At 69.1% G+C, this 22461-nt stretch carries 18 protein-coding genes; 7 read left to right on the top strand and 11 right to left on the bottom strand.

Features of this window, described 5'->3' with window-relative positions; all coding sequences use genetic code 11:
• Window positions 1–269: 269 nt before the first annotated feature.
• Window positions 270–3107 (bottom strand): glycoside hydrolase family 48 protein, encoded by a 2838-nt coding sequence (locus tag VN520_RS18680; protein ID WP_325748060.1) that lies wholly within the window; start codon window positions 3105–3107, stop codon window positions 270–272.
• 1379 nt (window positions 3108–4486) lie between these two features.
• Here VN520_RS18680 and VN520_RS18675 point away from each other — a divergent pair.
• The gene (locus VN520_RS18675) at window positions 4487–6238 is read left to right on the top strand and encodes a glycoside hydrolase family 6 protein (protein ID WP_325748059.1); all 1752 of its coding nucleotides are present in this window, start codon (window positions 4487–4489) and stop codon (window positions 6236–6238) included.
• On the opposite strand, the gene VN520_RS18670 is transcribed toward VN520_RS18675, so the two are convergent.
• Window positions 6235–7002 carry a VanZ family protein gene (locus VN520_RS18670; RefSeq protein ID WP_325748058.1) on the bottom strand — a complete coding sequence of 256 codons (768 nt, stop codon included), beginning with the start codon at window positions 7000–7002 and terminating at the stop codon, window positions 6235–6237. The two genes, VN520_RS18675 and VN520_RS18670, sit on opposite strands and share 4 nt — an antisense overlap.
• Window positions 7003–7063: 61 nt before the next feature.
• On the opposite strand from VN520_RS18670, the gene VN520_RS18665 reads away from it, so the two are divergent.
• The gene (locus tag VN520_RS18665) at window positions 7064–7564 is read left to right on the top strand and encodes a tetratricopeptide repeat protein (protein WP_325748057.1); all 501 of its coding nucleotides are present in this window, start codon (window positions 7064–7066) and stop codon (window positions 7562–7564) included.
• 300 nt (window positions 7565–7864) lie between these two features.
• Here VN520_RS18665 and rpmG read toward each other — a convergent pair whose 3' ends face one another.
• On the bottom strand, window positions 7865–8029 hold the full coding sequence (rpmG, locus tag VN520_RS18660; protein WP_325748056.1) for a 50S ribosomal protein L33: 165 nt from the start codon (window positions 8027–8029) through the stop codon (window positions 7865–7867).
• A gap of 537 nt (window positions 8030–8566) precedes the next feature.
• Between rpmG and VN520_RS18655 the strand changes: the two genes are divergently transcribed.
• Window positions 8567–10000 (top strand): PP2C family protein-serine/threonine phosphatase, encoded by a 1434-nt coding sequence (locus VN520_RS18655; RefSeq protein ID WP_325748055.1) that lies wholly within the window; start codon window positions 8567–8569, stop codon window positions 9998–10000.
• A 126-nt stretch (window positions 10001–10126) separates the two neighbouring features.
• On the opposite strand, the gene VN520_RS18650 is transcribed toward VN520_RS18655, so the two are convergent.
• Window positions 10127–11623 (bottom strand): hypothetical protein, encoded by a 1497-nt coding sequence (locus VN520_RS18650; protein ID WP_325748054.1) that lies wholly within the window; start codon window positions 11621–11623, stop codon window positions 10127–10129.
• Window positions 11624–11854: 231 nt separating this feature from the next.
• Here VN520_RS18650 and VN520_RS18645 point away from each other — a divergent pair, with 231 nt between their 5' ends.
• Window positions 11855–12991: an aminoglycoside phosphotransferase family protein gene (locus VN520_RS18645; protein ID WP_325748053.1), complete on the top strand. Its 1137-nt coding sequence runs from the start codon at window positions 11855–11857 to the stop codon at window positions 12989–12991.
• Between the two features lie 91 nt (window positions 12992–13082).
• Here VN520_RS18645 and VN520_RS18640 read toward each other — a convergent pair whose 3' ends face one another.
• Window positions 13083–14426: a peptidoglycan recognition family protein gene (locus VN520_RS18640; protein WP_325748052.1), complete on the bottom strand. Its 1344-nt coding sequence runs from the start codon at window positions 14424–14426 to the stop codon at window positions 13083–13085.
• Between the two features lie 238 nt (window positions 14427–14664).
• On the opposite strand from VN520_RS18640, the gene VN520_RS18635 reads away from it, so the two are divergent.
• Entirely contained in the window at window positions 14665–16929 is a 2265-nt protein-coding gene (locus VN520_RS18635) for a terpene synthase family protein (protein ID WP_325748051.1), read from the top strand.
• On the opposite strand, the gene VN520_RS18630 is transcribed toward VN520_RS18635, so the two are convergent.
• Both VN520_RS18630 and VN520_RS18625 read right to left on the bottom strand, forming a co-directional pair.
• A complete protein-coding gene (locus VN520_RS18630; protein WP_325748050.1) occupies window positions 16868–17368 on the bottom strand; it encodes a hypothetical protein in 501 nt (166 codons plus the stop codon). The genes VN520_RS18635 and VN520_RS18630 overlap by 62 nt on opposite strands.
• 46 nt (window positions 17369–17414) lie before the next feature.
• A complete protein-coding gene (locus tag VN520_RS18625) occupies window positions 17415–17816 on the bottom strand; it encodes an ACT domain-containing protein (protein WP_325748049.1) in 402 nt (133 codons plus the stop codon).
• A 123-nt stretch (window positions 17817–17939) separates the two neighbouring features.
• On the opposite strand from VN520_RS18625, the gene VN520_RS18620 reads away from it, so the two are divergent.
• Window positions 17940–19061: a right-handed parallel beta-helix repeat-containing protein gene (locus VN520_RS18620; protein ID WP_325748048.1), complete on the top strand. Its 1122-nt coding sequence runs from the start codon at window positions 17940–17942 to the stop codon at window positions 19059–19061.
• A 43-nt stretch (window positions 19062–19104) separates the two neighbouring features.
• Entirely contained in the window at window positions 19105–20190 is a 1086-nt protein-coding gene (locus VN520_RS18615) for a methyltransferase (protein WP_325748047.1), read from the top strand.
• Between the two features lie 74 nt (window positions 20191–20264).
• Here VN520_RS18615 and VN520_RS18610 read toward each other — a convergent pair whose 3' ends face one another.
• The 4 genes from VN520_RS18610 to VN520_RS18595 all read right to left on the bottom strand — a co-directional run.
• Window positions 20265–20597, bottom strand: coding sequence for a TcmI family type II polyketide cyclase (locus VN520_RS18610; RefSeq protein ID WP_325748046.1), 333 nt, complete (start codon window positions 20595–20597; stop codon window positions 20265–20267).
• 19 nt (window positions 20598–20616) lie between these two features.
• Entirely contained in the window at window positions 20617–21096 is a 480-nt protein-coding gene (locus VN520_RS18605) for an SRPBCC family protein (protein WP_325748045.1), read from the bottom strand.
• 1 nt (window position 21097) lies between these two features.
• Entirely contained in the window at window positions 21098–21355 is a 258-nt protein-coding gene (locus VN520_RS18600; protein ID WP_325748044.1) for an acyl carrier protein, read from the bottom strand.
• A gap of 14 nt (window positions 21356–21369) precedes the next feature.
• On the bottom strand, window positions 21370–22461 hold a 1092-nt coding region (locus VN520_RS18595; protein WP_325748043.1), incomplete at its 5' end, for a beta-ketoacyl synthase N-terminal-like domain-containing protein.

Raw genomic sequence — 22461 nt, 5'->3', positions numbered from 1 at the left:
GACGTGATGACAGACTTCTCCTGCAACGGGACCCCTGACCTTGATCGACTTTCTTCGCCGATCGCTGATCTATCAGGTGGTCCCGTTGCGCTGTTCAGCAGGGCTTGACGTACAGCCCAGGGGCCAAACGCAACGGTGTTGCTGTCCATGTCATCGCATGATCATGCCTTCCGCGGCCCGTCCGCGCGAGGCCCGGCCGGACGGACGGACGGAATTCCGGCCGCCGGCTGACGGCCGGGCGGCCGGAACCCCGTGGGCATTGCCGTCACTCACTCCAGGAGATCGGCATACGCCCCCAGAGCCAGTGCGACGTCGGTCTGCGCCCAGAACCGGTGGTAGGTGAAGACCGGAGCGGCACCGCCGTCGAGATAGGCCTGCACCTTCGGCCAGTTCGGGTCGTCCTCGTAGAACGACCGGATGGACAGGAACGTCGAGTCGTTGTCGACGGTGTCACCGTTGGGCATCGCGCCGGTCCAGCCGTTCGGGACGTACACCGGGTCGTCGAACCGGTTGTAGTCGGCCCGGGTCTCGGGAACCGCGATCCCGAGGTCGTCCTGGTAGTGACTCCACATGCCGTCGAGCAGCCCTTCGGCCGTCGCCTTCGCCTCGGCGTCACCGGACCTGGCCGCGTAGTAGGTCAGGGTCCTGGCGTAGGCGCCGGCCACTCCGACGTCGTTGGTGTAGTCGGCGACCGTGACGTGGAGTCCGGAGTTCGTTCCGGGATTCGACGCGTTCCAGGTATCGGGAGCACCGGACCACTTGAGGGTGGACGGCATGAGGTAGGTACCGTCCGGGTTGATGGTCGTCTCGGACAGGGCCCAGTCGACCCACTTGTCGAGTACGGCCTTGGCCTGGGCGTCGCCCGACTCGTGGTAGTACTCCGCGACGCGTTCCATGGACCACGCCTGGAAGCCGAACCACTGGTTGGACGGCGGGTCGTGGTAGACGGGCTTCTCGTCGTAGTACATGCCGTAGAAGGTCGGTGTACCGGCCGGAGGCTGGGCGTAGCTGCCCTTCCAGCTGTTGGTCGCGCCGCCTGCGATGGCGCCCTCGTCGGACTGGAGCCACTGGTAGAAGTCCATCTGCCGGTCCAGGCTCTTGGCCCAGTCCTGCTGCCCCGTGGCCGATTTGGGCTTGAGGTCGGCGACGGAGCTCAGGGCGTAGGCCGCCATCGGGTTCTGGTAGCCGCCGTGGGCGTGACTGGATCCGATGCGCCAGGACCAGGCCGCCGAGGTGTCGGTGGCACCGCCCCAGGCGTAGTACCAGGACATCAGGTAGTGCGCGCTGTCCTTGCCGCTGCCGGCAGGGCAGGTGGTCGGGCCGACGCAGTTGCCGACCTTCTTGAAGTACTTGTCGAACATGGAGTAGCGGAGGTAGTCGCCCATCTTCGCCGCCTTGGCGACGGTCGCCGACACCTCACCCGACTTGCCCTGCTCCTTCGCCCAGGTGTCCGCCCAGTAGGCGGCCTGGACGGCGCGGGCATCCGCGTCCGGAGCGTTGGTGAACTTCCACTGCTTGGCGTAGGAGGCGTCCCCGGTGAACAGGTCCAGGTAACCGTTGTCACCGCCGTAGGTGAAGTTGTCGCAGGTGGGGTGAGTGACGGTCTCCCAGACCGACTCCTGCGGACCACGCTGGAAGGTGTTGATGTACGAGGGCCCCGTCTCGCTCGGTCCGGCCGAGCACTTTCCGGGAGAGTTGCCGTATCCGTAGACGTTGTCGACGTCCTGGATCCAGTGCATCCCGTAGATGTCGTCGGTGCCGTACGCACTCTTCAGCTCGGAGGCGATCGGGTCCGATCCGGAGGCCGCCGATCCGTCGAGGACGGCCGGGTACTCGTTCGGGGTGTCGTGCTCGGGTGCGTAGGTGGCGGGCTTCGACGCGTTGTACGCGGAGTTCGTGGGCTGGTCGGCGTGGGTGGGGATCATGTACGTCTCCATGGTTTCCCACGCGCCGTTGAACTTGGTCCAGTCCCCGGTGATCTTCCCGTACATCGCCTGGAGCCAGATGAGATAGCTGTACGCCTCCGACGTCGTCTCGTGTCCGTGATCGGGGGCCTCGACGATCAGGGTCTCGACGGAGTGGTAGGGGATGCCCTCCGACGAGAAGTAGCCGTTCGCCGGGTCGGTGATCTTCCCGTACAGGTCGAGGAACCGGGCGTCGTACTCCTTCGCCGCAGCGAGCTGGGTGACCGTGACGTCGGCCTTGCTGTGTCCAGGAGCCGTCACGGTGAAGGTCGCGGCTCCCGTACCGGACGCGTCGGCCGAGACGGTCACCTTCTGGGGAGTGGACCAGTTCGACGGGGTGAACGTGAGGCTCGCGCCAGCGGTGACACTCAGACCGGAGTTGCCGGCGCTCCGCGCCACAGTGACGGTGACCGACGAGGAGGGCGCGGTGGACAGCGAAACGTTGAATGTCCCCGACTTGCCCTGCTGCACGCCCAGTTGAGCGGGCGTGGCGACGACGGCCGGACCTGCGGCGACGGTGATGCCCACCGGGGTCGATTCAGCCGAAGCGCCGAGGTTGTCGTACGCCCTGGCGTACAACGAGTGGCCGCCGGCGGACAGCCCTTCGGCGCTGTAGGCGTAGGGGGATGTGGTGTCCGTGCCGAGCAGCTTCGTGTCGTCGTAGAACTCGACCTTGCTGATGCCCGCCCCGTCGGCGGCCGCCGCGGTGGCCGCCAGGGGGACGGTGTCCCCGGCGGAGAAGACGGCGCCCGCCGCCGGACTGGTGAGGACGGTGATCGGCGGCTGATGGGCGCCGGCGCATGCGGTGCCGTTGACGGCGAATGCGGTCGGTGCGGCGTTGGTGCCGCTGTAGGTGAACTGCGCGCCGGTCGTCACAGCGGCCCCGGCGGCTATGGAGCCGTTCCAGCTCGCGTTCTTCACGGTGACGGTCTTGCCCGCCTGGGACCAGGTTCCGTTCCAGCCGCTGGTGAGCTTCTGGCTGCCGGCGTAGTCATAGGTCAGGGTCCAGCCGTTGATCGCGGCGGAACTCCTGTTGGTGACGGTGAGTTCGGCGGTGAAGCCCGAGCCCCAGTCGTTGGTCCTGTAGTCCACGCTGCACTGGACGGCTGCGGCCTGGGCCGGCCCGCCGGTCGCGGCGGTCATTCCCAGGGGAAGGGCCAGTACCGCCGTGAACGCTGTCCACAGACGGCGGCGTCGGGCTCCGGTTCTGCCGGGTCTCCTCGATAACCACGTTCTTCGTGCGCGTCCCGATGGCATGCGCAGTACCTCCTCGCGGCTCGGCGACATGGGGGGCGTGCGGGGCTGAGCACAAGCCTTGAACCAGTGGGAGCGCTCCCAGCATGGGGATGAGGAAAAAGGGAGTCAAGACGCTTGAAGAGTCGAATTATTTCGATAGCAAGAGAGGGGAACTGGTGTGTTGACCGACACCACTTGACGCTCTAACGTCAAGCCACACCAGTGGGAGCGGTTCCACCAGTCGACGTGCCGTAGGGGGCCCGTCCGATCTGCAAGGAGTCGCTCATGCGTCAACTCCCGCACTTATCGCACCTGTTCAGACTGCTCCCCGAAGCAGCGCTCGACATGGCCGGCAGCGCTGTCGCGTCCATGGTCACGGCTTCCGGTTCCGCCCTCGTGCACACGGTGGACACCAGCGCCGCACCTCGGCGGGACGGCGGTTCCCACGAGGCGAGCACTGCGGCCGGCGGCAGTCGGAACGGGGCACACGCGAACGGTGCGGGGACTGCGGCGGTCTTCCTGGCCGCCGGAGCGGGACCGGACCCCGCGACCGGTGAGTCCAGGCGCGACAGCACGCTCCGCACCGCGGATCCGGCCGGCTCCACCGGTCCGGTGGATCCTGCCGTCTCCGCCGGCGGACCGCCCGCAACGGACGTCCGGAGCCACGAACTCGTCGAGCGCGCCTCTGAACGGGCGTGCGTCGACGGGAGCAACCGCACCATCCCTGCGTGGTCACCCGAACAAGGAGTACCGGCTTGGCCTGAACACCATGGATCCGCAGTATGCGGACGAAAAAGACAGCAGCGCCCGGGAGGGCCCGGCCCCGCAGGCCGGGATCCGAGACACGGCCCCCGGGTCGAACAGCATCGGACCCGGGGCGGTACACCGGCGCTTGCGCCGGATGCTCCGATACGCGCGCCGACGGCACCCGCCCCGGCGCCGGGCATGAGGTCCACGGGCACTCACACCCGCCCGCCCTCGCTCGCCCGCACCTCCGATCCCCGTGCGAACGAGGACAGCCGGCACTCCCCCTCTCGCACCGGTCAGGCCGAAGTCCCCCTCGCCGCAGGCGAGATCGGCGAGAACACCTGCTCCCACCGGCTTCACCGACCAGGAGGCGCAGGGGTTCGACGACCGGGACCTCTTCTACCGGACGGGCCTGGAACGCCTGGGACCGCTTCACGGCCCCGTCCTTGATCAGCGACTACGACGGTACCCCCATCCCGTACGGAAACGGGCTGCGTGAACATCTGCGCGCCCTCGACAGCTGAGGAAACGGAATTCGCATGAGCCGCACGAGCCGCACCAACCTGAGCCGATCCCGAACGGCGCTCATCGCCGCGGGAGCGCTCGTCGCCGCAGCCGCAGGCTCCGCCGCCGCGGTGGCCCCCTTCGGAACCTCCGCCGCGGCAGCGGCGGGCTGCACCGTCGACTACAAGATCCAGAATCAGTGGAACGGCGGGCTCACTGCCTCGGTGAGCGTGAAGAACCTGGGCGCCGCCATATCGGGCTGGCAGCTGCAGTGGTCGTTCTCGGGTGGCGAGAAGGTCAGCCAGGGCTGGAACGCCACCGTCTCGCAGAGCGGCACCGCCGTCACCGCGAAGGACGCCGGCTACAACGCCGCCCTGGCCACCGGGTCCTCCACGACCTTCGGCTTCAACGCGACCGGGAACGGCAACAGCACCGTGCCCGCGACGTTCAAACTGAACGGCGTCACCTGTGACGGAAGTACGGGCCCGACCGATCCCCCGGACCCGACCGACCCGCCCACCGACCCGCCCGCCGGTGAGCAGGCGGACAACCCCTACCAGGGCGCCAAGGTCTATGTGAACCCCGAGTGGTCGGCCAACGCCGCCGCCGAACCGGGCGGCAGCCGGGTCGCGAACCAGCCGACGGGTGTGTGGCTCGACCGTATCGCCGCCATCGAGGGCGCCAACGGCGGCATGGGGCTGCGTGACCACCTGGACGAGGCCCTGACCCAGAAGGGCTCCGGCGAACTCGTCGTCCAGCTCGTCATCTACAACCTGCCCGGGCGCGACTGCGCGGCACTCGCCTCCAACGGCGAGCTCGGCCCCACCGAGATCGGCCGTTACAAGACCGAGTACATCGACCCGATCGCGGCCATCCTCGCCGATGAGAAGTACGCGGGTCTGCGCATCGTCACCACCGTCGAGATCGACTCCCTGCCGAACCTCGTGACCAACGCGGGCGGCCGGCCCACGGCCACGCCGGCCTGTGACGTCATGAAGGCCAACGGCAACTACGTCAAGGGCGTCGGCTACGCCCTCAACAAGCTCGGCGACGCGCCGAACGTCTACAACTACATCGACGCGGGACACCACGGCTGGATCGGCTGGGACGACAACTTCGGGCCGTCCGCCGACATCTTCCACCAGGCCGCGACCGCCGAGGGCGCGACCGTCAACGACGTGCACGGCTTCATCACCAACACGGCCAACTACAGCGCCCTGAAGGAGGAGAACTTCTCCATCGGCGACTCCGTGAACGGAACCTCCGTGCGGCAGTCCAAGTGGGTCGACTGGAACCGGTACACGGACGAGCTCTCCTTCGCCCAGGCGTTCCGGAACGAGCTGGTCTCGGTCGGCTTCAACTCCGACATCGGCATGCTCATCGACACCTCGCGCAACGGCTGGGGCGGCGCCAACCGGCCGAGCGGTCCCGGCGCGTCCACGAACGTCGACACCTATGTGGACGGCGGGCGCTACGACCGGCGCATCCACCTGGGCAACTGGTGCAACCAGGCCGGAGCAGGCCTCGGCGAACGGCCGCAGGCAGCTCCGGAAGCCGGCATCGACGCGTACGTCTGGATGAAGCCCCCGGGGGAGTCGGACGGCTCCAGCAAGGCGATCCCGAACGACGAGGGCAAGGGATTCGACCGGATGTGCGACCCGACGTACACCGGTAACGCCCGCAACAACAACAACATGTCCGGAGCTCTGGGCGACGCCCCGGTCTCGGGCAAGTGGTTCTCCGCCCAGTTCCAGGAGCTCATGAAGAACGCCTACCCGGCGCTCTAGGCTCCGCGTCGGCGGGCTCCGGGCGCTCCCCCGCCCGGGCCCTCCCGACGGCTGCGCCACCTGTCGAACAGAGCGCGTCCGCGAGCAACCGGCGCGGACGCGCTCCGGCGTGCGACGGACCCGGCCCTGGGGCTGTCACCTCGCCCGGCCCTGATACCCGCCTTCGCCTTGCGGCCGGTCTTCGGTTCCGCGCTCCGCTTCGCCTCGTTCCCGGCGGTCGGCTCGGCCCCTGCCGGAGCCCGGGACGCGGGCTCCGACGCGCCCGTTGCGGCCGGGGGGTCCGAAAGGACGTGGTAGCGGTGGCTGATGCGCCGGCCCACCAGCGCGTACCCCAGCAGCGCGCCGGCCGTGTTGAGGATCACGTCGTCGATGTCGAAGGCCCGCCCCGCCACGAGCGCTCCCTGCGCGAGCTCGACGACCGCCATGACCAGTGCGGTCAGCACCGTCATCCGGATCATGCGAAGCCGGCGCGGCACCAGGATCGGCAGCAGAACGCCGAACGGAGCACCCAGCAGCAAGTTTCCGCCGGCCTGTTTGCACGCCGCGAGGAAGGTGTAGTCCTGCGCGTACTGCCGCAGGGACCGCCCTGGCTTCAGATTGGACGTCACGATGTCCTCCGACGCCGGCGACGGTGTGAGCGTCACCTTCGCCAGGACCACGGAGAACGCGACGAGCGCCAGGAACGCTGCGGCCAGCGCTGCGGCGCGCAACAGTAGACGTCCCACACTCCTGCGTCGTGCACTGCCATTCGCCTCTGCTGTCATGGCGGAACGGATTCCCCCAACGCCGACGGCCACACCCCGGGCCGGGTGCGACCATGAGCGCATGAGCGCACAGAAGAAGGACGAACTGCTGGCAAAGGCCGTGCGGCTGCGCGAACAGGGTCATCCCGAGCAGGCCAGGGAGCGCCTCCTCTCCCTCTCCGCCGCGTTTCCCGACGCAGCGGACATCGCCTACCAGACCGCCTGGGCCCACGATGTGCTCGGTCTGGAGGCCGAGGCCGTGCCGTACTACGAGCGGAGCCTGCAGGGCGACGGCCTCGACGAGGAGGAGCGCCGGGGAGCACTGCTGGGGCTCGGCAGCACCTACCGCGTCCTGGGCAGGTTCGGGCAGGCCGTCGAGACGCTCCGGCGGGGCGTGGAGGAGTTCCCGGACGACGGGGCGCTGCGGACCTTTCTGTCCATGGCCCTGTTCAACACCGGCGAGCATCATGAAGCCATGCAACTGCTGCTGCGCCTGACGGCGACGACGAGCGACGATCCACGGGTGCAGCGGTACCGGGCGGCCATCGAGCACTACGCGGCGGATCTCACGCAGACCATGTGAGCGACGCTCCCTATGGGCAGGTCGTACGGGCGCAGAACGCCTCAGACCGTGCGCTCCGCGTCAGGCGCATGAAAAGAGGGGAGCCCCGGCCGGATCGGGGGAATCCAGCCGGGGCGGCTTGTGTGCGAAGGCGAAGGCGGATCACCGTCCGGTGCGCTCCGGCCCCTCACTCCCACGTATAGGTGAACGATAAACCACCCCTCCTCGTTCCCGTCAATCCGCCCCTGAGCTGTGATCCACACCACGGACATGCAGGCCAAGAGCCTTCGGCGGATGACGGGAAGGCGATGAGGCCGATCGTCAGCGAGCCTCGCGGAACATGACGTGCCGCCCTGCAACCGGGTCGAATTTCCGCAGTTCCAGCCGGTCCGGGTCATTGCGTCGACTCTTCCGCGTCACATAGGTGTGGCCGGTTCCGGCCGTGGACCCGAGCAGGACGACGGGCCTGGTCTCATTGCGCGCCATGGCATCTCCGGAGAGGCATCAGGGTTCAGAACCCATCCCAGAACGAGAACGGGTGTCGTTTTCATCACTGACTCCCCCAACACATTCGGCCGCATCGGCATTCCGCTTCGAGCAGCCGGGGTGAGAGCCGCACGTCTCCGCAACGCCCTCCCGCGTCCGAGCAGGTCTTGAACGAACGACCGAGGCGCTCCTGGCCGCCGACCCGGACATGCCATCGAGAAGAGGTCCGATCGGCGGCACCGGCCTTCGCTCCACACCTCCGCGCGACTCCGCATACGCCCTGCTCCCGGCCCCTGTGAGCCGTGCGGGCCGCATACGCGGGCGTGCACCGAGCCGCTCACGCCCGGCTACTTGCATCAACTCTCATCAGGAGCAAGGGTGTTCGGCGGACGCCCGCCCCACCCGGCCGATGGCATATGCCGGGAGCAAGAACGCATCAAGTGTCGCCAAATCCCTTACGGGACCTCCCAGCCTGTGCAACAGTCGAGTGCGGTCCACCCCCACGAACCGGCCGTGCCGCCTGTATCGGAGTATCAGATGCCGTCCCACCTGTCTGCGGACCGCCCCGCCCCGCAACCGCCGGAGCGGGAGGCCGTCGACGCCCTGATCAACCGGGCCCGGCTGCTGCGCGGCGACGTGGACGCCGTGCGGCGTGACACCTCGGTGATCGACGACGATCCCCGGCTGCGCTGGCAGCGGGCACTCTGTGAGCTCGCCGTCCATCAGCTCGACGACCTGGGCGAGCATCTGGGACAGCTGCGGGACGGTATCACCCACGACGCGGCCGCCGGATCCGCAGAGAGGGCCGCCGCCCCGGAACCGTCGGCCGGGGCGCCGACGGGCTCGCTCCTCAGCAGGGTGGGCAGCGCCGAATGGAATCTGCTCACCGATGAGGTCAGCTGGTCGGACGAGCTGTATCAGATCTTCGGCAAGGCCCCGGGGACAGGAGCTCTGTCCCTCGACGAACTGCCGTCCGTTCTCCTCAGGGAGGACCAGGCCCTCCTGACGTCCATGGTGACCGACTGCCTGGTGGACGGCAGACCGATAGACGGCGAATTCAGGATCCTGCTGCCCGACGGCGGTATGCGAACCCTGCACATGATGGGCGAACCCGTCCTCGACGCGGACGGCTGCACCGCTTCCATGTGGGCGGTCCTGCGCGATGTCAGCAGGCTGAGGCGTAGTCAGCACACCGTGGGCAGGACACGGGACACGCTACGACACCAGGAGCAGGTGGCCCGCACCGAGCACCGGATGGCGGTGGAACTCCAGGAGGCCGTTCTTCCGCCGTGGCACGGCTCACTGCCGATGCCCGGCCGGAGCGGGAGCGGACTGGACATCGCCGCTCATTACCTGCCGTCGGGATCGAGCGGTCTCATCGGCGGTGACTGGTACGACGCCCTGCCGCTCCCGGACGGAAAAACCCTGCTCACCGCCGGTGATCTCACCGGCCATGGGATCCCGGCCACCTCGGCCATGGCGATGCTGCTCGGCGCGCTGCGAGGCATGGCCGTGGCCGGTGTCGAGCCGGGGGCGGTCATGGGCCACCTGAACCGGCTGATCGAATGCTCGGCGCAGCCGGCCCTGGGCAGCGCCGTGTGCTGCCGCTTCGATCCCACGACCGGCACGCTCACATGGGCGCAGGCAGGACACCCGGCGCCGCTGCTGTTCCGCAACGGAGTGGGGCGGCCTCTGCCCTCGCCGGACGGAGTGCTGCTCGGGGCGGCGTCCGGAGTAACCTACGAGCAGGACCAGGTGGTCCTGCTCCCGGGCGACGTGCTCGTGCTGCACACCGATGGTCTGACGCGCCGGAGCGACTGGAGCACCGACCCGGATCTGCTTCTGGGGCTGGCACCTCGGTTCACGCAGGCCCGCACATCACAGGACTGCGTACGGACCATGGTCGAGGCTCTCGGATCTGCCGAACGGATCGATGACGCCTGCGTGTTGGTGGCCCGTGTCGAGACATGAGGGATTCCGGAGCGCCCGCAAAGAGTTCCAGGCCGCCCTGTGTCCGTCTGAACGTCATCCGACCTGCCGGCCCTTTGCGATTTCCTCCCAGTCGTCGTCCTGAGTTGCTCGGTGGTGGCCCCGGGGTCAGATCCGGGAGCCTTTGGTCTTCTTGCTGAATGCCCTTGGAGGCAGCGCGCGTTCGATCTCCTCGCGCAGGTCCTCGATCTTGCCGTACCCCGCGAACTGACCGGTGAGCCGGTACATCTCGCACAGGCGGTCCCAGGTCCGGTGCGACGACGTCTCCCCCATCGACACCAGGGCAAGGCGTGCATAGCGGTCGGCCTGCTCAGGATCGCCGGCGATGAAGCATGCGGAGGCAAGTGAGATGTAGTCGAAGATCTTGGACCGTTGACGTCCGTTTATCCGTAGGTCGAGTGCCTGCTTGGCATGGCGCTGAGCGGTGGAGGCCGCACCGGGGTCGTGCTCGGCCAGCGTACGGAAGGCCAGGGCCTGCATCCCGTGCATGTCCGCCTCGTCGAACATCTGCATCCAGCTCGGCGGAGGCACATCGCCCTTGTCCGAGACGAAGAGCTCCTCGGCCTCGCCGAGTGTGCGCCGCATGGCCTGCCCGCGCCCCATCGAGGCCTGCGCCCAGGCCTCGATGGTGTGCAGCATCGCCCGGGTACGCGGCAGTGCCTCCTCCCCGGAGCCGGATTTGGCGAGCCTCATCAGGTCCAGCGCGTCGTCCGGCCGGCCCAGGTGGACCATCTGGCGTGCAGCGCGGGAGAGCGCCTCCCCCGCGCGCGGTCGATCGCCGCCCTCGCGCGCGGCATGCGCCGCGATCACGAAATACTTCTGGGCCGTGGGCTCGAGGCCCACGTCGTGGGACATCCAGCCGGCGAGGACCGCGAGGTCGGCAGCGACGCCCCAGAGGCGGCGCTGCAGATGCTCGGGGTGGCGGTAGGCGAGCATCCCGCCCACTTCGTTGAGCTGGCCCACGACCGCCTTGCGCTGCAGTCCGCCGCCCCTGGAGGCGTCCCAGGCCCGGAACACCTCGACCGAGTGCTCAAGGGCCTCGATCTCCTCGGATCCGATGGGGGCGGCCTCGTACAGATCGAAGCCGGCGTTGTCGGCGTACAGGGGGTCGGGGAGGCGAGTGGTCCGGGCCGCCGGAGCGGGCTCGGAGTGCAGCCAGTCGTGCATGGCGCCGGTGATTGCTGAGCCAGTGGCGAGCGCGGCGCCCGCGCCCACCAAGCCGCGTCGGTTGAGCATGAGGTCCATTCCCGTGAATTCGGTGAGGACCGCTGCCGTCCGTTCGGGCGCCCACGGCAGACCGTCGGGATTGTCTTCCGTCCCGGCCTTTCGCCGCTTTCCCGCACGCCCGCGCCGACCGAACCCGAGGTCCTCGATGGTCACGACACGGCCGAGCCGCTCGGTGAACAGAGCCGCCAGCACTTCGGGCACGGGATCGCGGGGGGATTCCCCCATGTCGATCCAGCGCCGCACCCGCGAGGTGTCGGTGGCCAGTTGGAGGTGGCCCATGGCCGCCGCCTGCCTGTTCACCATTCTCGCGAGTTCGCCCTTGGACCAGCCGGCCAGGCCGAACAGGTCGGACAGACGGGTGTTGGGTTCTCCGGTCACGTCAAGCCCCCAGGTTCTCGGCTGACTTGACCCTAGCCCCCCGGTGGATGCCGGGTGAATATTCGCCAGGGTTCGCCAGGGGCCGCCAGATGTTGTGCCACCCGCGCACCGGTGTCAGGTAGGAAAGCGCCACCCCGCCCGGCAGCCCTAGGCACTCCCCAGGGTGCCGAACGGCCGTCGGCCGGGGCGGCGCACGCAACTTGTCGGCGCACGAAGGGATCTGTCTCGCCCATGTACACAGCATCGTCCTCCGTGTCCGCCCCGCTCCGGCCGCTTCGTCCCTCGGGGGCGGGTGGCGGGCCCTATCTCGACCCCCGCGCCGCGTCACCGGCGTCCGGCACGGGTCGGACCCGGCGGACGGCGGGGCCGGGCGCGCAACCGATCAGCGGAAGACTGGACCTGTCCGGCGCCCAGGGTGCGCAGCTGCGGATGGCCATCGCCTCCGTGCACCGCATCTGTCCGGAGTTCAATCCGGTGCAGGTGCTGCGCCGCAGCGGGCGCTCGGTGCTCATCGTGGGCACCACCGGCCGCGCGACCGCGGTGGCCAAGTGTTTACTCGACCACTCCCCCGCGTGGACGGAGCGGTTCCGGCACGAAATAGCGGCATACCGGGCCTTCGTCAGGCACCGCCCGCCGGTCCGGGTCCCGCGTCTGATCGCTGCCGACCCGGAGAACTGCACCCTGGTGATCGAGCGGATGCCCGGCCGTGTCGCGGCGCTGACGAGACACCCGGCGGAGGCACCGCCCCGTGCGGATCTGCGAGCCGTTCTCGGAGCGATCAGTCACATCAACGCCTGGCGGCCGCCGACCGGCCTGTTCGACGCGCCGCTGGACTATGCCTCACGCATCGCCCGCTATCACGAGTTGGGGCTCTTCACCGATCGTGATCTGGGCGACCTGCAGAAGCTGTTGCACGGCCTGGCCCACGCGGGCGGCCGGCAGGGCATGGGTCAGTTCTGCCACGGTGACGCCCTGCTCTCGAACATCCTGCTGCCGCCCACCGGACCCGTGCTGGTCGACTGGGAACACGCCGGCTGGTACCTGCCGGGGTACGACCTGGCCACGCTCTGGGCCGTGCTCGGTGACGCGCCGGCATCGCGGCGGCAGATCAGCCAGCTGGCGCAGGCGGCGGGCTCCACAGCCCGTGACGCCTTCCTGGTCAACCTCATGCTCGTCCTGACCCGGGAGATCCGTACATATGAGACGGCTGTCCAGCGGGCCATGCGCGAAGGCGTACCGACCGGTGGCGGCCAGGAGCGGCAGGGTGTCATGTCTTCCAGCGAGGAGCAGCGGCTGCTGCTGCGCAGGCTGCACGACGACTGCGCGATGGCCCGGCGGGCCGTGCGTGCGGCGGTGGGCACGCGCTGACCACACCGGGTCGGCCGGCCTGAGGGGCGGGGGGAAGCGCGCTGCGGGGCCGGTGCCGACACATGGGCCCCGCAGCGCGTCGGTCGTGGTCTCAGCCGCTGCTCAATGAACCGGCTCGCACCACGTCGACGTCGGTCGTCTTCACGAAGCCGATCCGGTGGCCGATCTGGACCGTCACGTACTTCCGCGCTCCGCGGAAGTACGTGTGGTCGTAAGGCTTCGAGGCGTCGATCGTCGGCGCGTAGTAGTAACCGGTGGGTGCTTCTCCACCACCGGGGAAAACCTGCCCCGCCTTGATGGTGTAGACGAGCGGGCCGCCCACCGTGGGCTTGGCGAAGTCCGTGGGGTACTCCCCCTTCTCCGGGTAGGCGACGCCGTACACCGGCACTTCCGCCCTGCCTTCCTTAGGCCTCACGACATGCCCGGAAACAGGGCTGACGGTCCGGGCGCCCGCAGGGGTGCGGAGCCACGCCTTCCCCCCGTACCACCAGATCGCCGTCCAGCCGGGCACCCTGTCGGCGACGACGGCCTGCTGGGTGGCACTGATCTTGCTGCCCCAGTCGGCGGCACAGTTCGTCCCCGGCGAGCCGTCCGGGTGCAGCCCCGGGTCGGAGAAGAGCGGTGAGTCCGCGGACGGCCCGGTGTGCAGCGGGACCGCGCTGCTGCCCTGCCGTGGCAGGTCGACACCCTTCTCGCAGTCGCGGAACTCCTGCTGGTTCCTGGTGAAGTCCGCGCTCACGGTGATCAGTTCGCTGCTCCTGGGGGCGCTCGGCACCGTGGGCTTGCCGAGCAGCGCCATGAAGCGGTTCCAGTCCCAGTAGGGGCCCGGGTCCCAGTGCATGTTCCGGGTGCCCGCCGCGCTGGTGGGCGGCACGCCGTCATGCCCGAGGATGTGCTGCCGGTCGAGCGGAATGTCGTATTTCGCCGCCAGATGACGCACCAGTCGCGCAGTCGAGCGGTACATCTCGGGGGTGTACCACTTGGCGCCCTCGGCTGCGACTCCCTCCTGCTCGATGCCGATGGAGTGGGTGTTGAGGTACCAGTTTCCCGCCTGCCAGGCGACGTCCTTGTTCTTCACCATCTGCGTCACATGGCCGTCGGACGAGCGCACCACATAGTGGGCGGAGGCCTGGCTGGCGGGATTCTGGAAGATCTTCAGGGTGGTGTCGTAATCGACCTCGGTGTCGTGCAGGACGATGAACCTGATGGCGTTGCTGCCGGGCCGGTTCGCCGTGTCGTAGTTGCCGTAGGTGTCCTTGTCCGCCGGATCGCCGGTCTGCTGGTAGGCCGCTGGGATCCAGTCACAGGTCAGGCCGCGCGGGCATTCCGGTCGTACGGTGTCCGCGCCGGCCGCGACCGGGGAGAGGAACGTCGCGCTCAGCGCCCCCGCCGTGGCCAGTGCGAGCGCGAATCCGGCCCTCTGCTTCGACGTCATGACAACCCTTCCTGGGCGGGGTGGCAGAGCCGTACCCGGGGGGCTCCCCGTGTCCGCCGGTCGGCGCACACTCTGTGGCGGGAGGTGCTGGGGAGTCAAGAGTGCAGCGTGCGACTGGACCTGAAATTGTGTGACTATTTCGCACCGTGAGTGCCCCGGATGGCCGAGGGGTAGTGCTGGCGCCGACAGGGCCGGTCCGCGTGGACCGCGCGGAGCTCTCGGAAAGGCCGGACGCAGCATGGCACAGCCCTTCTCACTGCCGGACTTCTACGTGCCGTACCCGGCACGTCTCAACCCTCATCTGGAGGCGGCACGGAACCATACCCGGGAATGGGCACGCGGCATGGGGATGCTCGAAGGCTCCGGTATCTGGGAGGAGAAGGACCTCGAATCCCACGACTACGCGCTTCTCTGCGCGTACACCCACCCCGACTGCTCGGCGGAGGCCTTGTCCCTGGTCACCGACTGGTATGTGTGGGTCTTCTTCTTCGACGACCATTTCCTGGAGCTGTTCAAACGGACTCCGGACCGCGAGGGCGGCAAGCGCTATCTGGACCGGCTGCCCGCCTTCATGCCCATGGAGCGGGGCGCGCCGACGCCGGAGCCGGTCAATCCGGTGGAAGCGGGGCTGGCCGACCTCTGGGCCAGGACCGTACCTGCCATGTCCGATGCCTGGCGGGCCCGGTTCGCCGAGGCTACGGAGAATCTGCTGTACGAATCCCTGTGGGAGCTCGCGAACATCAACGAGGGGCGCATCGCCAATCCCGTCGAGTACATCGAGATGCGCCGCAAGGTGGGCGGGGCCCCGTGGTCGGCAGGGCTGGTGGAGTACGCGGCGAACGCGGAGGTCCCCGAGGCGGTGTCCGCCTCGCGCCCGCTGCGGGTGCTCAGGGACGCCTTCTCCGACGGTGTGCATCTGCGTAACGACCTGTTCTCGTACCAGCGCGAAGTGGAGGACGAAGGCGAGAACAGCAACGGTGTCCTGGTCCTGGAGAAGTTTCTGGGCTGCTCGGCCCAGGAAGCCGCCGAAGCGGTCAACGACCTGCTGACGTCTCGCCTGCAGCAGTTCGAGAACACCGCCCTCACCGAACTGGGTCCGCTGTGCGCGGAGAAAGGGCTGGCCGCCGACGAGACGGTAGCTGTCCTGGCCTACGTGAAGGGACTCCAGGACTGGCAGTCCGGGGGCCACGAGTGGCACATGCGCTCCAGCCGCTACATGAACGGCGGCGGCGCGGGAGAGAGCGTGCCCGGTTTCGGCATGGCCGCCGCGTCGCTCCGCTTCACACCACGCTCGGAGGCCTCGCGGCTGCGCAGCCACACCCATGTGCCCTACCAGCGCGTCGGCCCCTCCCTGCTGCCCGACTTCGACATGCCGTTCAGCACGACGCTGAGCCCGCATCTGGACGGGGCGCGGGTACGGATCGTGGACTGGGCCCGCCGGATGGGGCTACTGGAGGCGCAGCCGGGTGTGCCGGGTTCGCACATCTGGGACGAGGAGCGGCTGATCGCGACCGATCTGCCGCTCTGTGCCGCGGGGCTGCATCCTGACGCCACTCCCGACGAGCTCGACCTGTCCTCGGGGTGGCTGACCTGGGGGACGTACGGCGACGACTGGTTCCCGGTGGTGCACGGCCGGTCCCGCGATCTGGCGGGGGCACGGCTGGCCAACGAGCGGCTGTCGCGGTTCATGCCGCTGGACGGGTCACCCGGGCCGGAACCGGTCAACGCGCTGGAGCGGGGGCTCGCCGACCTCTGGCGGCGGACGGCCGGGCCGATGGGCGAGGACGCGCGCCGCACCTTCCGGGAGGCGGTGGAGTCCATGACGGCGAGCTGGCTGTGGGAGCTGGCCAATCAGGCGCAGAACCGGATTCCCGATCCGGTGGACTACGTGGAGATGCGCCGGGCGACGTTCGGTTCGGACCTGACGATGAGCCTGTGCCGGCTGGGCCACGGCAGGAAGGTGCCGGACGCCGTCTACCGCAGCGGCCCGATGCGGTCCCTGGAGAACGCGGCGGCGGATTACGCGTGCCTGCTCAACGACCTGTTCTCGTACCAGAAGGAGATCGAGTACGAGGGTGAGGTGCACAACGGCGTCCTGGTGGTGCAGAACTTCTTCGGGGTGGACTATCCGACAGGGGTCGCGATCGTGCACGACCTGATGAATTCACGGATGCGCCAGTTCCAGCATGTCGCCGAGCAGGAACTGCCGGTCCTGTACGACGACTTCGATCTGGACGCGGAGGCCAGGGAGGTCCTGGCCGGCTACGTGGTGGAGCTCCAGCACTGGCTGGCGGGGATCCTGATCTGGCACCGGGACTGCCGGCGCTATCGCGAGGAGGATCTGCGCCGGGGCACAGGAACCCCGTGGCACATCAGCGGGCCCACGGGGTTCGGGACGTCGGCGGCGCGGGTGACGCGGCTGCTGACGACGCAGGGGCGTGTCAGCCCTGCTGGAACAGCTCTGCGGGAAGTGGCTTCAGCAGGGCGTACAGATCGTCGGTGATCGGCCGGTCCCAGCTGGCGATGGTGACGAGCACACCGTCGCTCCGGTCGAACTGCACGCAGGAGATCCGGCTCTCGGAGAGCTTGACGCGGCGCACGATCAGCAGGCTGTCGCCCTGCATGACGGGCACGTCCTCGGTGCCGGTCACTTCGACCGGCTCGTCGTTCTCGAGGGCGAGGAGCAGCTGGGCGACCTCGAAGGGTACCTGGCCCTCCTCGGTCTCGCGGGCCGGTGAGCCCTCGGGCAGATTACCGATGATCATCGCGGGGCCGCGTCCGCCGAACAGGTCGTAACGGAGGAACACGCCCTGACAGCTCCCGTCGGGAGCGGGAAGGAGACCGGCGCCGAGGTTGCCGGGCCAGTCCCCCGGGTCCATGGCCAGGACATCGAAGTCCGGGCCCGCGGGTGTGGCGGCGCTACGGCGGCGGAGGAAGGACATGGGGCCATGTTACGTGTCCCGGCTCACCTTGCGGAGCCGGGCACTCCTACGCGGACTCCTCGGCCAGCGCCTCGAGTACGCGGACCGCCTCGGCCGCACGCGTGTACGGCACGAAGAGGTGGTCATGGTGGAATCCGGCGACCACGTTGCAGCTGATCCCGGCGTCCGTGAGCGCCAGGCAGACCGCTGCGGTGAGCCCGACGGCTTCCGGCGCGGAATGCACACGGAGCGTGATCCAGCCGGCGACGAAGTGGTGTTCGAGTCCTGACGTCACGGCCTGTGCCTCAGGGACGACCAGTGTCAGCCCTTCCCGCTCGGAGACGGTGACCACCGGTGTGACACCGGCGGGCACCTCGCCGCCGGGCAGGGTCGTGTAGACGTAGCGGCCGGGATGCAGCTCCGGCCGCATGCGGTGCAACAGTGTCCGAAGATCGCGCTCGCCCGTCATGGGGCCACGCTACCGGCCGCACGGAAACGGGTACGGCGGCGCGAGTAAGCCATTCAGGCACGCCATGTATCCATACGCTCACCTTGCGTGGCACCGGCCGCCGATCGCCCATAGCTTCGGCTCATGAGCAAAAGACACATGAAATGCCTGGCAGGCATCACCGTGACCACTGCCACGGCCCTGGGCCTCGCGGCCGCTCCCACCGCCGCGTCCGGTCAACGTGATCTCGTGGTGCACCCGGGCGAATCGATCCAGAGCGCGGTGGACGCCGCGCAGCCGGGTGACACCGTCATGGTGCTGGCCGGCACGTACCGCGAAAGCGTGCTGATCACCAAGCCCGGTCTGACTCTGCGCGGGGCCGGTGAACGTACGGTGATCACGCCGGCGGCCGCCCAGGCGCCCAAGGCAACCAAGGCAACCAAGGGGGCCGAGGAGGCCAAGGCCGCCCACGCCTGTGCCACGGGCGGTAACGGCGTCTGCGTCATCGGGACGAAGGGCAACACGGTCGACGACGTCCGCATCCGCTCACTGACCGTCTCCGGTTTCGACAAGAGCGGCATCTGGGCGTCCTGGACCGACGGACTCTCCGTACGCAGGGTGACCGCCGGTGAGAACGGCACCTGGGGCATCGCCCAGGAGCGGTCCACCCGCGGCGACTTCCGGAACAACACCGCCACCGGGAACGGCGACGCCGGTATCTTCGTCGCCAACTCCGTCAGCGAGGAGGGCGGGGCGACCGACACCGGCGGGACCCTGGTCGTGGACAACTCCGTGAGCGGGAACCGCATCGGTGTGACCGCCCGCCGGGTCAGGAACCTCGTGATCGACGGCAACACCCTGACCGGCAACTGCAGCGGGGTGTTCGTCGTCGGTGACGAGTCCAAGCCTGCGGCCGGGGCGATGACGATCAGCGGCAACCGGATCGTCGAGAACAACAAGTTCTGCCCGGCGACCCCGCGCCTGACCGCGATCCAGGGGTCCGGCATCGTCCTGACCGGCAGCGAGGCCACGGTCGTCCGTTCCAACGTCATCCGGGACAACGTCGGCTCGACCCCGCTCTCCGGCGGCATTCTGCTGTTCAAGAGCTTCGTGGGTGCCCTCAACACCGACAACACCATCAGCCGCAACCTCGTGCAGGGCAACAAGCCGGCCGACCTCGCCGACCGCGACACCTCGGGCACCGGCAACACCTTCGTCAGCAACACGTGCGGGACATCCGTCCCGGCAGGCATGTGTGCCGGATGACGGATCACCGCCGCAGAAGCCGCACAAGGAGAAACGAGACGGTATGACCACCGTGAGTCCCACCCCCGGCACCACCCCCGCCGCACCCCCTCCGGTCGCACCGCGGATTTCCGCCGCGCAGAGCCCACCGCCGTCCATGCGGCTCCGGGAGCTCGCGTTCGGAGCGGCCTGCGCCGCGGCCGTACGCGCGGCGGCCCGGCTGGGCCTCGCCGACGCGCTGGGCGAGGAACCCGCATCGGCCGCCGAGCTCGCCCTGGTCGTGGACGCCGGACCCGTGCCCCTGCGACGGCTGCTGCGCGCGCTGTGCTGCTACGGGGTCTTCAGCGAGACGGCGGACGGGAAGTTCGTCCACACGGAGATGTCCCGGCTGCTGCGCGAGGACGACCCGAACAGCCTGAAGTACATCTCCCTGTGGTGTACGGAGCCCTGGACCTGGGAGGTCTGGCCCCAGCTCGACGACGCGGTGCGCTCCGGCACCAGTGTCTTCCCGGAGACGTTCGGCAAGGGTTTCTTCGAATACCTCCACCAGGACGCGGGTGAGTCCGCCCAGGTGTTCAACCGGGCCATGACCACCTCCAGCGTGCAGTCCGCCCGGGACGTCGCCGGCCTCCTGGACCTCACCGGGGTGTCCTCGGTCGCCGATATCGGCGGCGGCCAGGGACACGTCCTCGCGAGCCTGCTGGAGAAGCACACGTCGGTCCACGGAACCCTCCTGGACCTGCCGGGCGTCGTGGCACGTGCGGACGCCCGGCTGCGGGACGGCGGCCGGCTCGCCGACCGCGTACGGATCGTGCCCGGGGACTGCCGTGAGGACGTCCCGTTCGAGGTGGACCTGTACATCATCAAGAACATCCTCGAGTGGGACGACGAGAGCACCCGCAGGACCCTGCGCAACGTGGTCGCCGCGGCCCGTCCCGGCGCCCGCGTGGTGATCATCGAGAACCTCGTCGACGACACCCCGTCGATGAGGTTCACCACTGCCATGGACCTGCTGCTCCTGCTCAATGTGGGGGGTGCCAAGCACACCCGGGAGAGCCTCGTCGACCGGATGTCCGACGCGGGGCTGCGGGTCAGCGAGATCCGCCCCGTCAACGCGTACCTGCACGCGTTCGAGTGCGTCGTGCCGTAGCCCGCGTACTGCGGCGACGGAAACCGCCCCGGGTCCGGCACCTGAGTGCCGGACCCGGGGCGGTCGTCGGTGTGTCAGCCGGAGCCGTCGCGCTGCCACCGGTAGAACTGCTGCGCCATCGCGTCCTTCGGACCGCGCCAGGTCCGGGGGTCGTAGGGGCTCACGAAGGCCGTGAGCCGGTCGCTGATGGCCTTGAACTCGGGGTGCTCCGTCACCTTGGCGATCTCCGGGCCCGGGGGCCGGTCGGATTCGATCAGGTGGAGATACACATCGCCGAACTGGAACAGGGTGCGCCTGTTGACTCCGACGAGGTGGGGCAGGTCGGTGTTGTCGGATTCCGCGAACAGCTTCGCGATGTCCGGCGCGGATTCCGGTGCCATCCGGGCGACGATCAGTGCGTGGTGCATCCGGTTGCCTTTCGGGGCATCAGTTGACGGGGACCGAGGCGGAGCGGCGCTCCCGGTCGCGCTGCTCGATCTTGTCGCGGATGAGTTCCAGCTGGACGCGCGAGTTGCGGTTGATGTTGTCGGTCATCCAGGCGTCGTCGACCGGTGCGTCGGGGCGCATCGCGAAGTCCTGGCGCCAGTGCATGCGCGTGCCGCCCGGGACCTCCGAGTACTCCCACCGGATGTCCATGTGCTGGAACGGCCCGGGCTCGACCCGCCGCGCGCGTACGTTGCGCCCCTGGCGGTCCGTGGTGCGCTCGGAGACCCAGCTCCAGACCTTGCCGTTGTCGTCGGGGTGCATGGTGAGGCGGAAGGTCGTCTTCTGGCCCTCGCGCTTCATGACCTCGACGGCCGCGTACTCGCTGAACAGCTGCGGCCAGTTCTCGAGATCGTTCGTCATGTCCCAGACGAGGTCCAGCGGAGCGGCGATGGTGATCTCGTTCTCGGTGTGTCCGGACACGTCAGGCTCCTGTCACAAGGGTGTTGTTCACGAGGTCGAGGAACTCGCCGGGCGTCCTGCACCGGTCGGCGTCGACGGGCAGCGGGTGCCCGTAACGGTTCTCGAGCGCGGCGACGATGCCGAGCAGGCCGAGCGAGTCGAGGCCGTACTCGTCGAAGGCCGAGCCGGGGCGGCCGGCCATCTCCGACGGGTCGACCGTGATTCCGGCGCCGCTCTTCATGAGCGTGGCCAGTTCTTCGTACGTCAGTTGCGCGTTCATGAGGCTGCTCCTTCTCACACAGGGGGGTCGGTGGGGTGCCGCAGCACCAGGGCCGCGTTGGAACCCATGAGTCCTCGGCTCAGCACGAGCGCCGTCCGCAGTTCCGCGGGGCGCGCACGCCCGGTGACCACGTCCAGGTCGTGGCACACCTCGAAGACGTTGGGCGTGGGCGGGATCAGACCGTGTTCCATGGCGAGCACGGCGGCGGCCGTGTCGAGCACGGGTGCGCCGCAGTAGGCCCGGCCGGTTCCGGTCTTGGGTGCCGTCACCGGGACGCGCCGTCCGTGCGAGCCCAGGGCGTCGGCGATCGCCAGGGCTTCGGCCCGGTCCGCCGAGGGCACGCCCAGCGCGTCGGCGAAGACGACGTCGATCTCCTCCGGCGCACAGTCCGCCTCGCGGAGCGCTCCTTCGATCGCCCGGGCCAGTCCCGCGCGGGACTCCGCCCACCGGGACGCTCCGGTGAAGGTGGCGGCGTGTCCGGCCAGTTCGGCACGGACCTTCGCTCCGCGGTCGCGGGCCGTCGTCTCCTCCTCGACCACCAGCATCGCACCGCCCTCGGCCGGCACGAATCCGCAGGCGTCCGCGGTGAACGGCCGGTAGGCGCGGGTGGGCTCCTCGCAGAGACTGAGGTCGTCGTAGCCGAGCTGGCAGACGACCGAGTACGGCGCGAGCGGTGCCTCGGCCGCGCCGACGACGACCGCGTCCGTGCCCCGCCGGATGGAGCGTCCGGCGTGCATGAGCGCGTCGAGGCCACCGGCCTCGTCACTGGCCACGACGGCGCACGGCCCCTTGAAACCGCCCCGGATGGAGATCTGGCCGGTGCTGGCTGCGTAGAACCAGGCGATGGACTGGTAGGGGCCGACGAAGCGGGAGCCCTCGCCCCAGAGCCGTTGGAGCTCACGCTGGCCGAACTCACCCCCGCCGGATCCGGCGGCGGTGACCACACCCACCTTGAAGGGCGCGCCCTCGTAGTCCGCGCGTCCGAGCCGTGCGTCGTCCAGGGCGAGATCGGCGGCGGCCATCGCGTAGTGCGTGAAACGGTCGGTCTGGACGAGGAACCGCTCCTCGATGAACGCGACCGGGTCAAAGTCACGCACCTCGCCCGC

This window comes from Streptomyces sp., from assembly GCF_035563135.1.
Classification (GTDB): Bacteria; Actinomycetota; Actinomycetes; order Streptomycetales; family Streptomycetaceae; genus Streptomyces.
The sequence above is the reverse complement of the archived record's forward strand: the minus strand, read 5'-3'. Positions and strand labels throughout refer to the sequence as shown.

Excerpts from the sequence above, each read along its gene's own strand:
- VN520_RS18675 (WP_325748059.1), top strand. The coding sequence starts at position 4,487 with ATGAGCCGCACGAGCCGCACCAACCTGAGCCGATCCCGAACGGCGCTC.
- VN520_RS18655 (WP_325748055.1), top strand. The coding sequence starts at position 8,567 with ATGCCGTCCCACCTGTCTGCGGACCGCCCCGCCCCGCAACCGCCGGAG.
- VN520_RS18620 (WP_325748048.1), top strand. The coding sequence starts at position 17,940 with ATGAGCAAAAGACACATGAAATGCCTGGCAGGCATCACCGTGACCACT.
- VN520_RS18665 (WP_325748057.1), top strand. The coding sequence starts at position 7,064 with ATGAGCGCACAGAAGAAGGACGAACTGCTGGCAAAGGCCGTGCGGCTG.
- VN520_RS18645 (WP_325748053.1), top strand. The coding sequence starts at position 11,855 with ATGTACACAGCATCGTCCTCCGTGTCCGCCCCGCTCCGGCCGCTTCGT.
- VN520_RS18670 (WP_325748058.1), bottom strand. The coding sequence starts at position 7,002 with ATGACAGCAGAGGCGAATGGCAGTGCACGACGCAGGAGTGTGGGACGT.
- VN520_RS18640 (WP_325748052.1), bottom strand. The coding sequence starts at position 14,426 with ATGACGTCGAAGCAGAGGGCCGGATTCGCGCTCGCACTGGCCACGGCG.
- VN520_RS18610 (WP_325748046.1), bottom strand. The coding sequence starts at position 20,597 with ATGCACCACGCACTGATCGTCGCCCGGATGGCACCGGAATCCGCGCCG.
- rpmG (WP_325748056.1), bottom strand. The coding sequence starts at position 8,029 with ATGGCGCGCAATGAGACCAGGCCCGTCGTCCTGCTCGGGTCCACGGCC.
- VN520_RS18635 (WP_325748051.1), top strand. The coding sequence starts at position 14,665 with ATGGCACAGCCCTTCTCACTGCCGGACTTCTACGTGCCGTACCCGGCA.
- VN520_RS18615 (WP_325748047.1), top strand. The coding sequence starts at position 19,105 with ATGACCACCGTGAGTCCCACCCCCGGCACCACCCCCGCCGCACCCCCT.
- VN520_RS18600 (WP_325748044.1), bottom strand. The coding sequence starts at position 21,355 with ATGAACGCGCAACTGACGTACGAAGAACTGGCCACGCTCATGAAGAGC.
- VN520_RS18630 (WP_325748050.1), bottom strand. The coding sequence starts at position 17,368 with ATGTCCTTCCTCCGCCGCCGTAGCGCCGCCACACCCGCGGGCCCGGAC.
- VN520_RS18680 (WP_325748060.1), bottom strand. The coding sequence starts at position 3,107 with ATGACCGCCGCGACCGGCGGGCCGGCCCAGGCCGCAGCCGTCCAGTGC.
- VN520_RS18625 (WP_325748049.1), bottom strand. The coding sequence starts at position 17,816 with ATGACGGGCGAGCGCGATCTTCGGACACTGTTGCACCGCATGCGGCCG.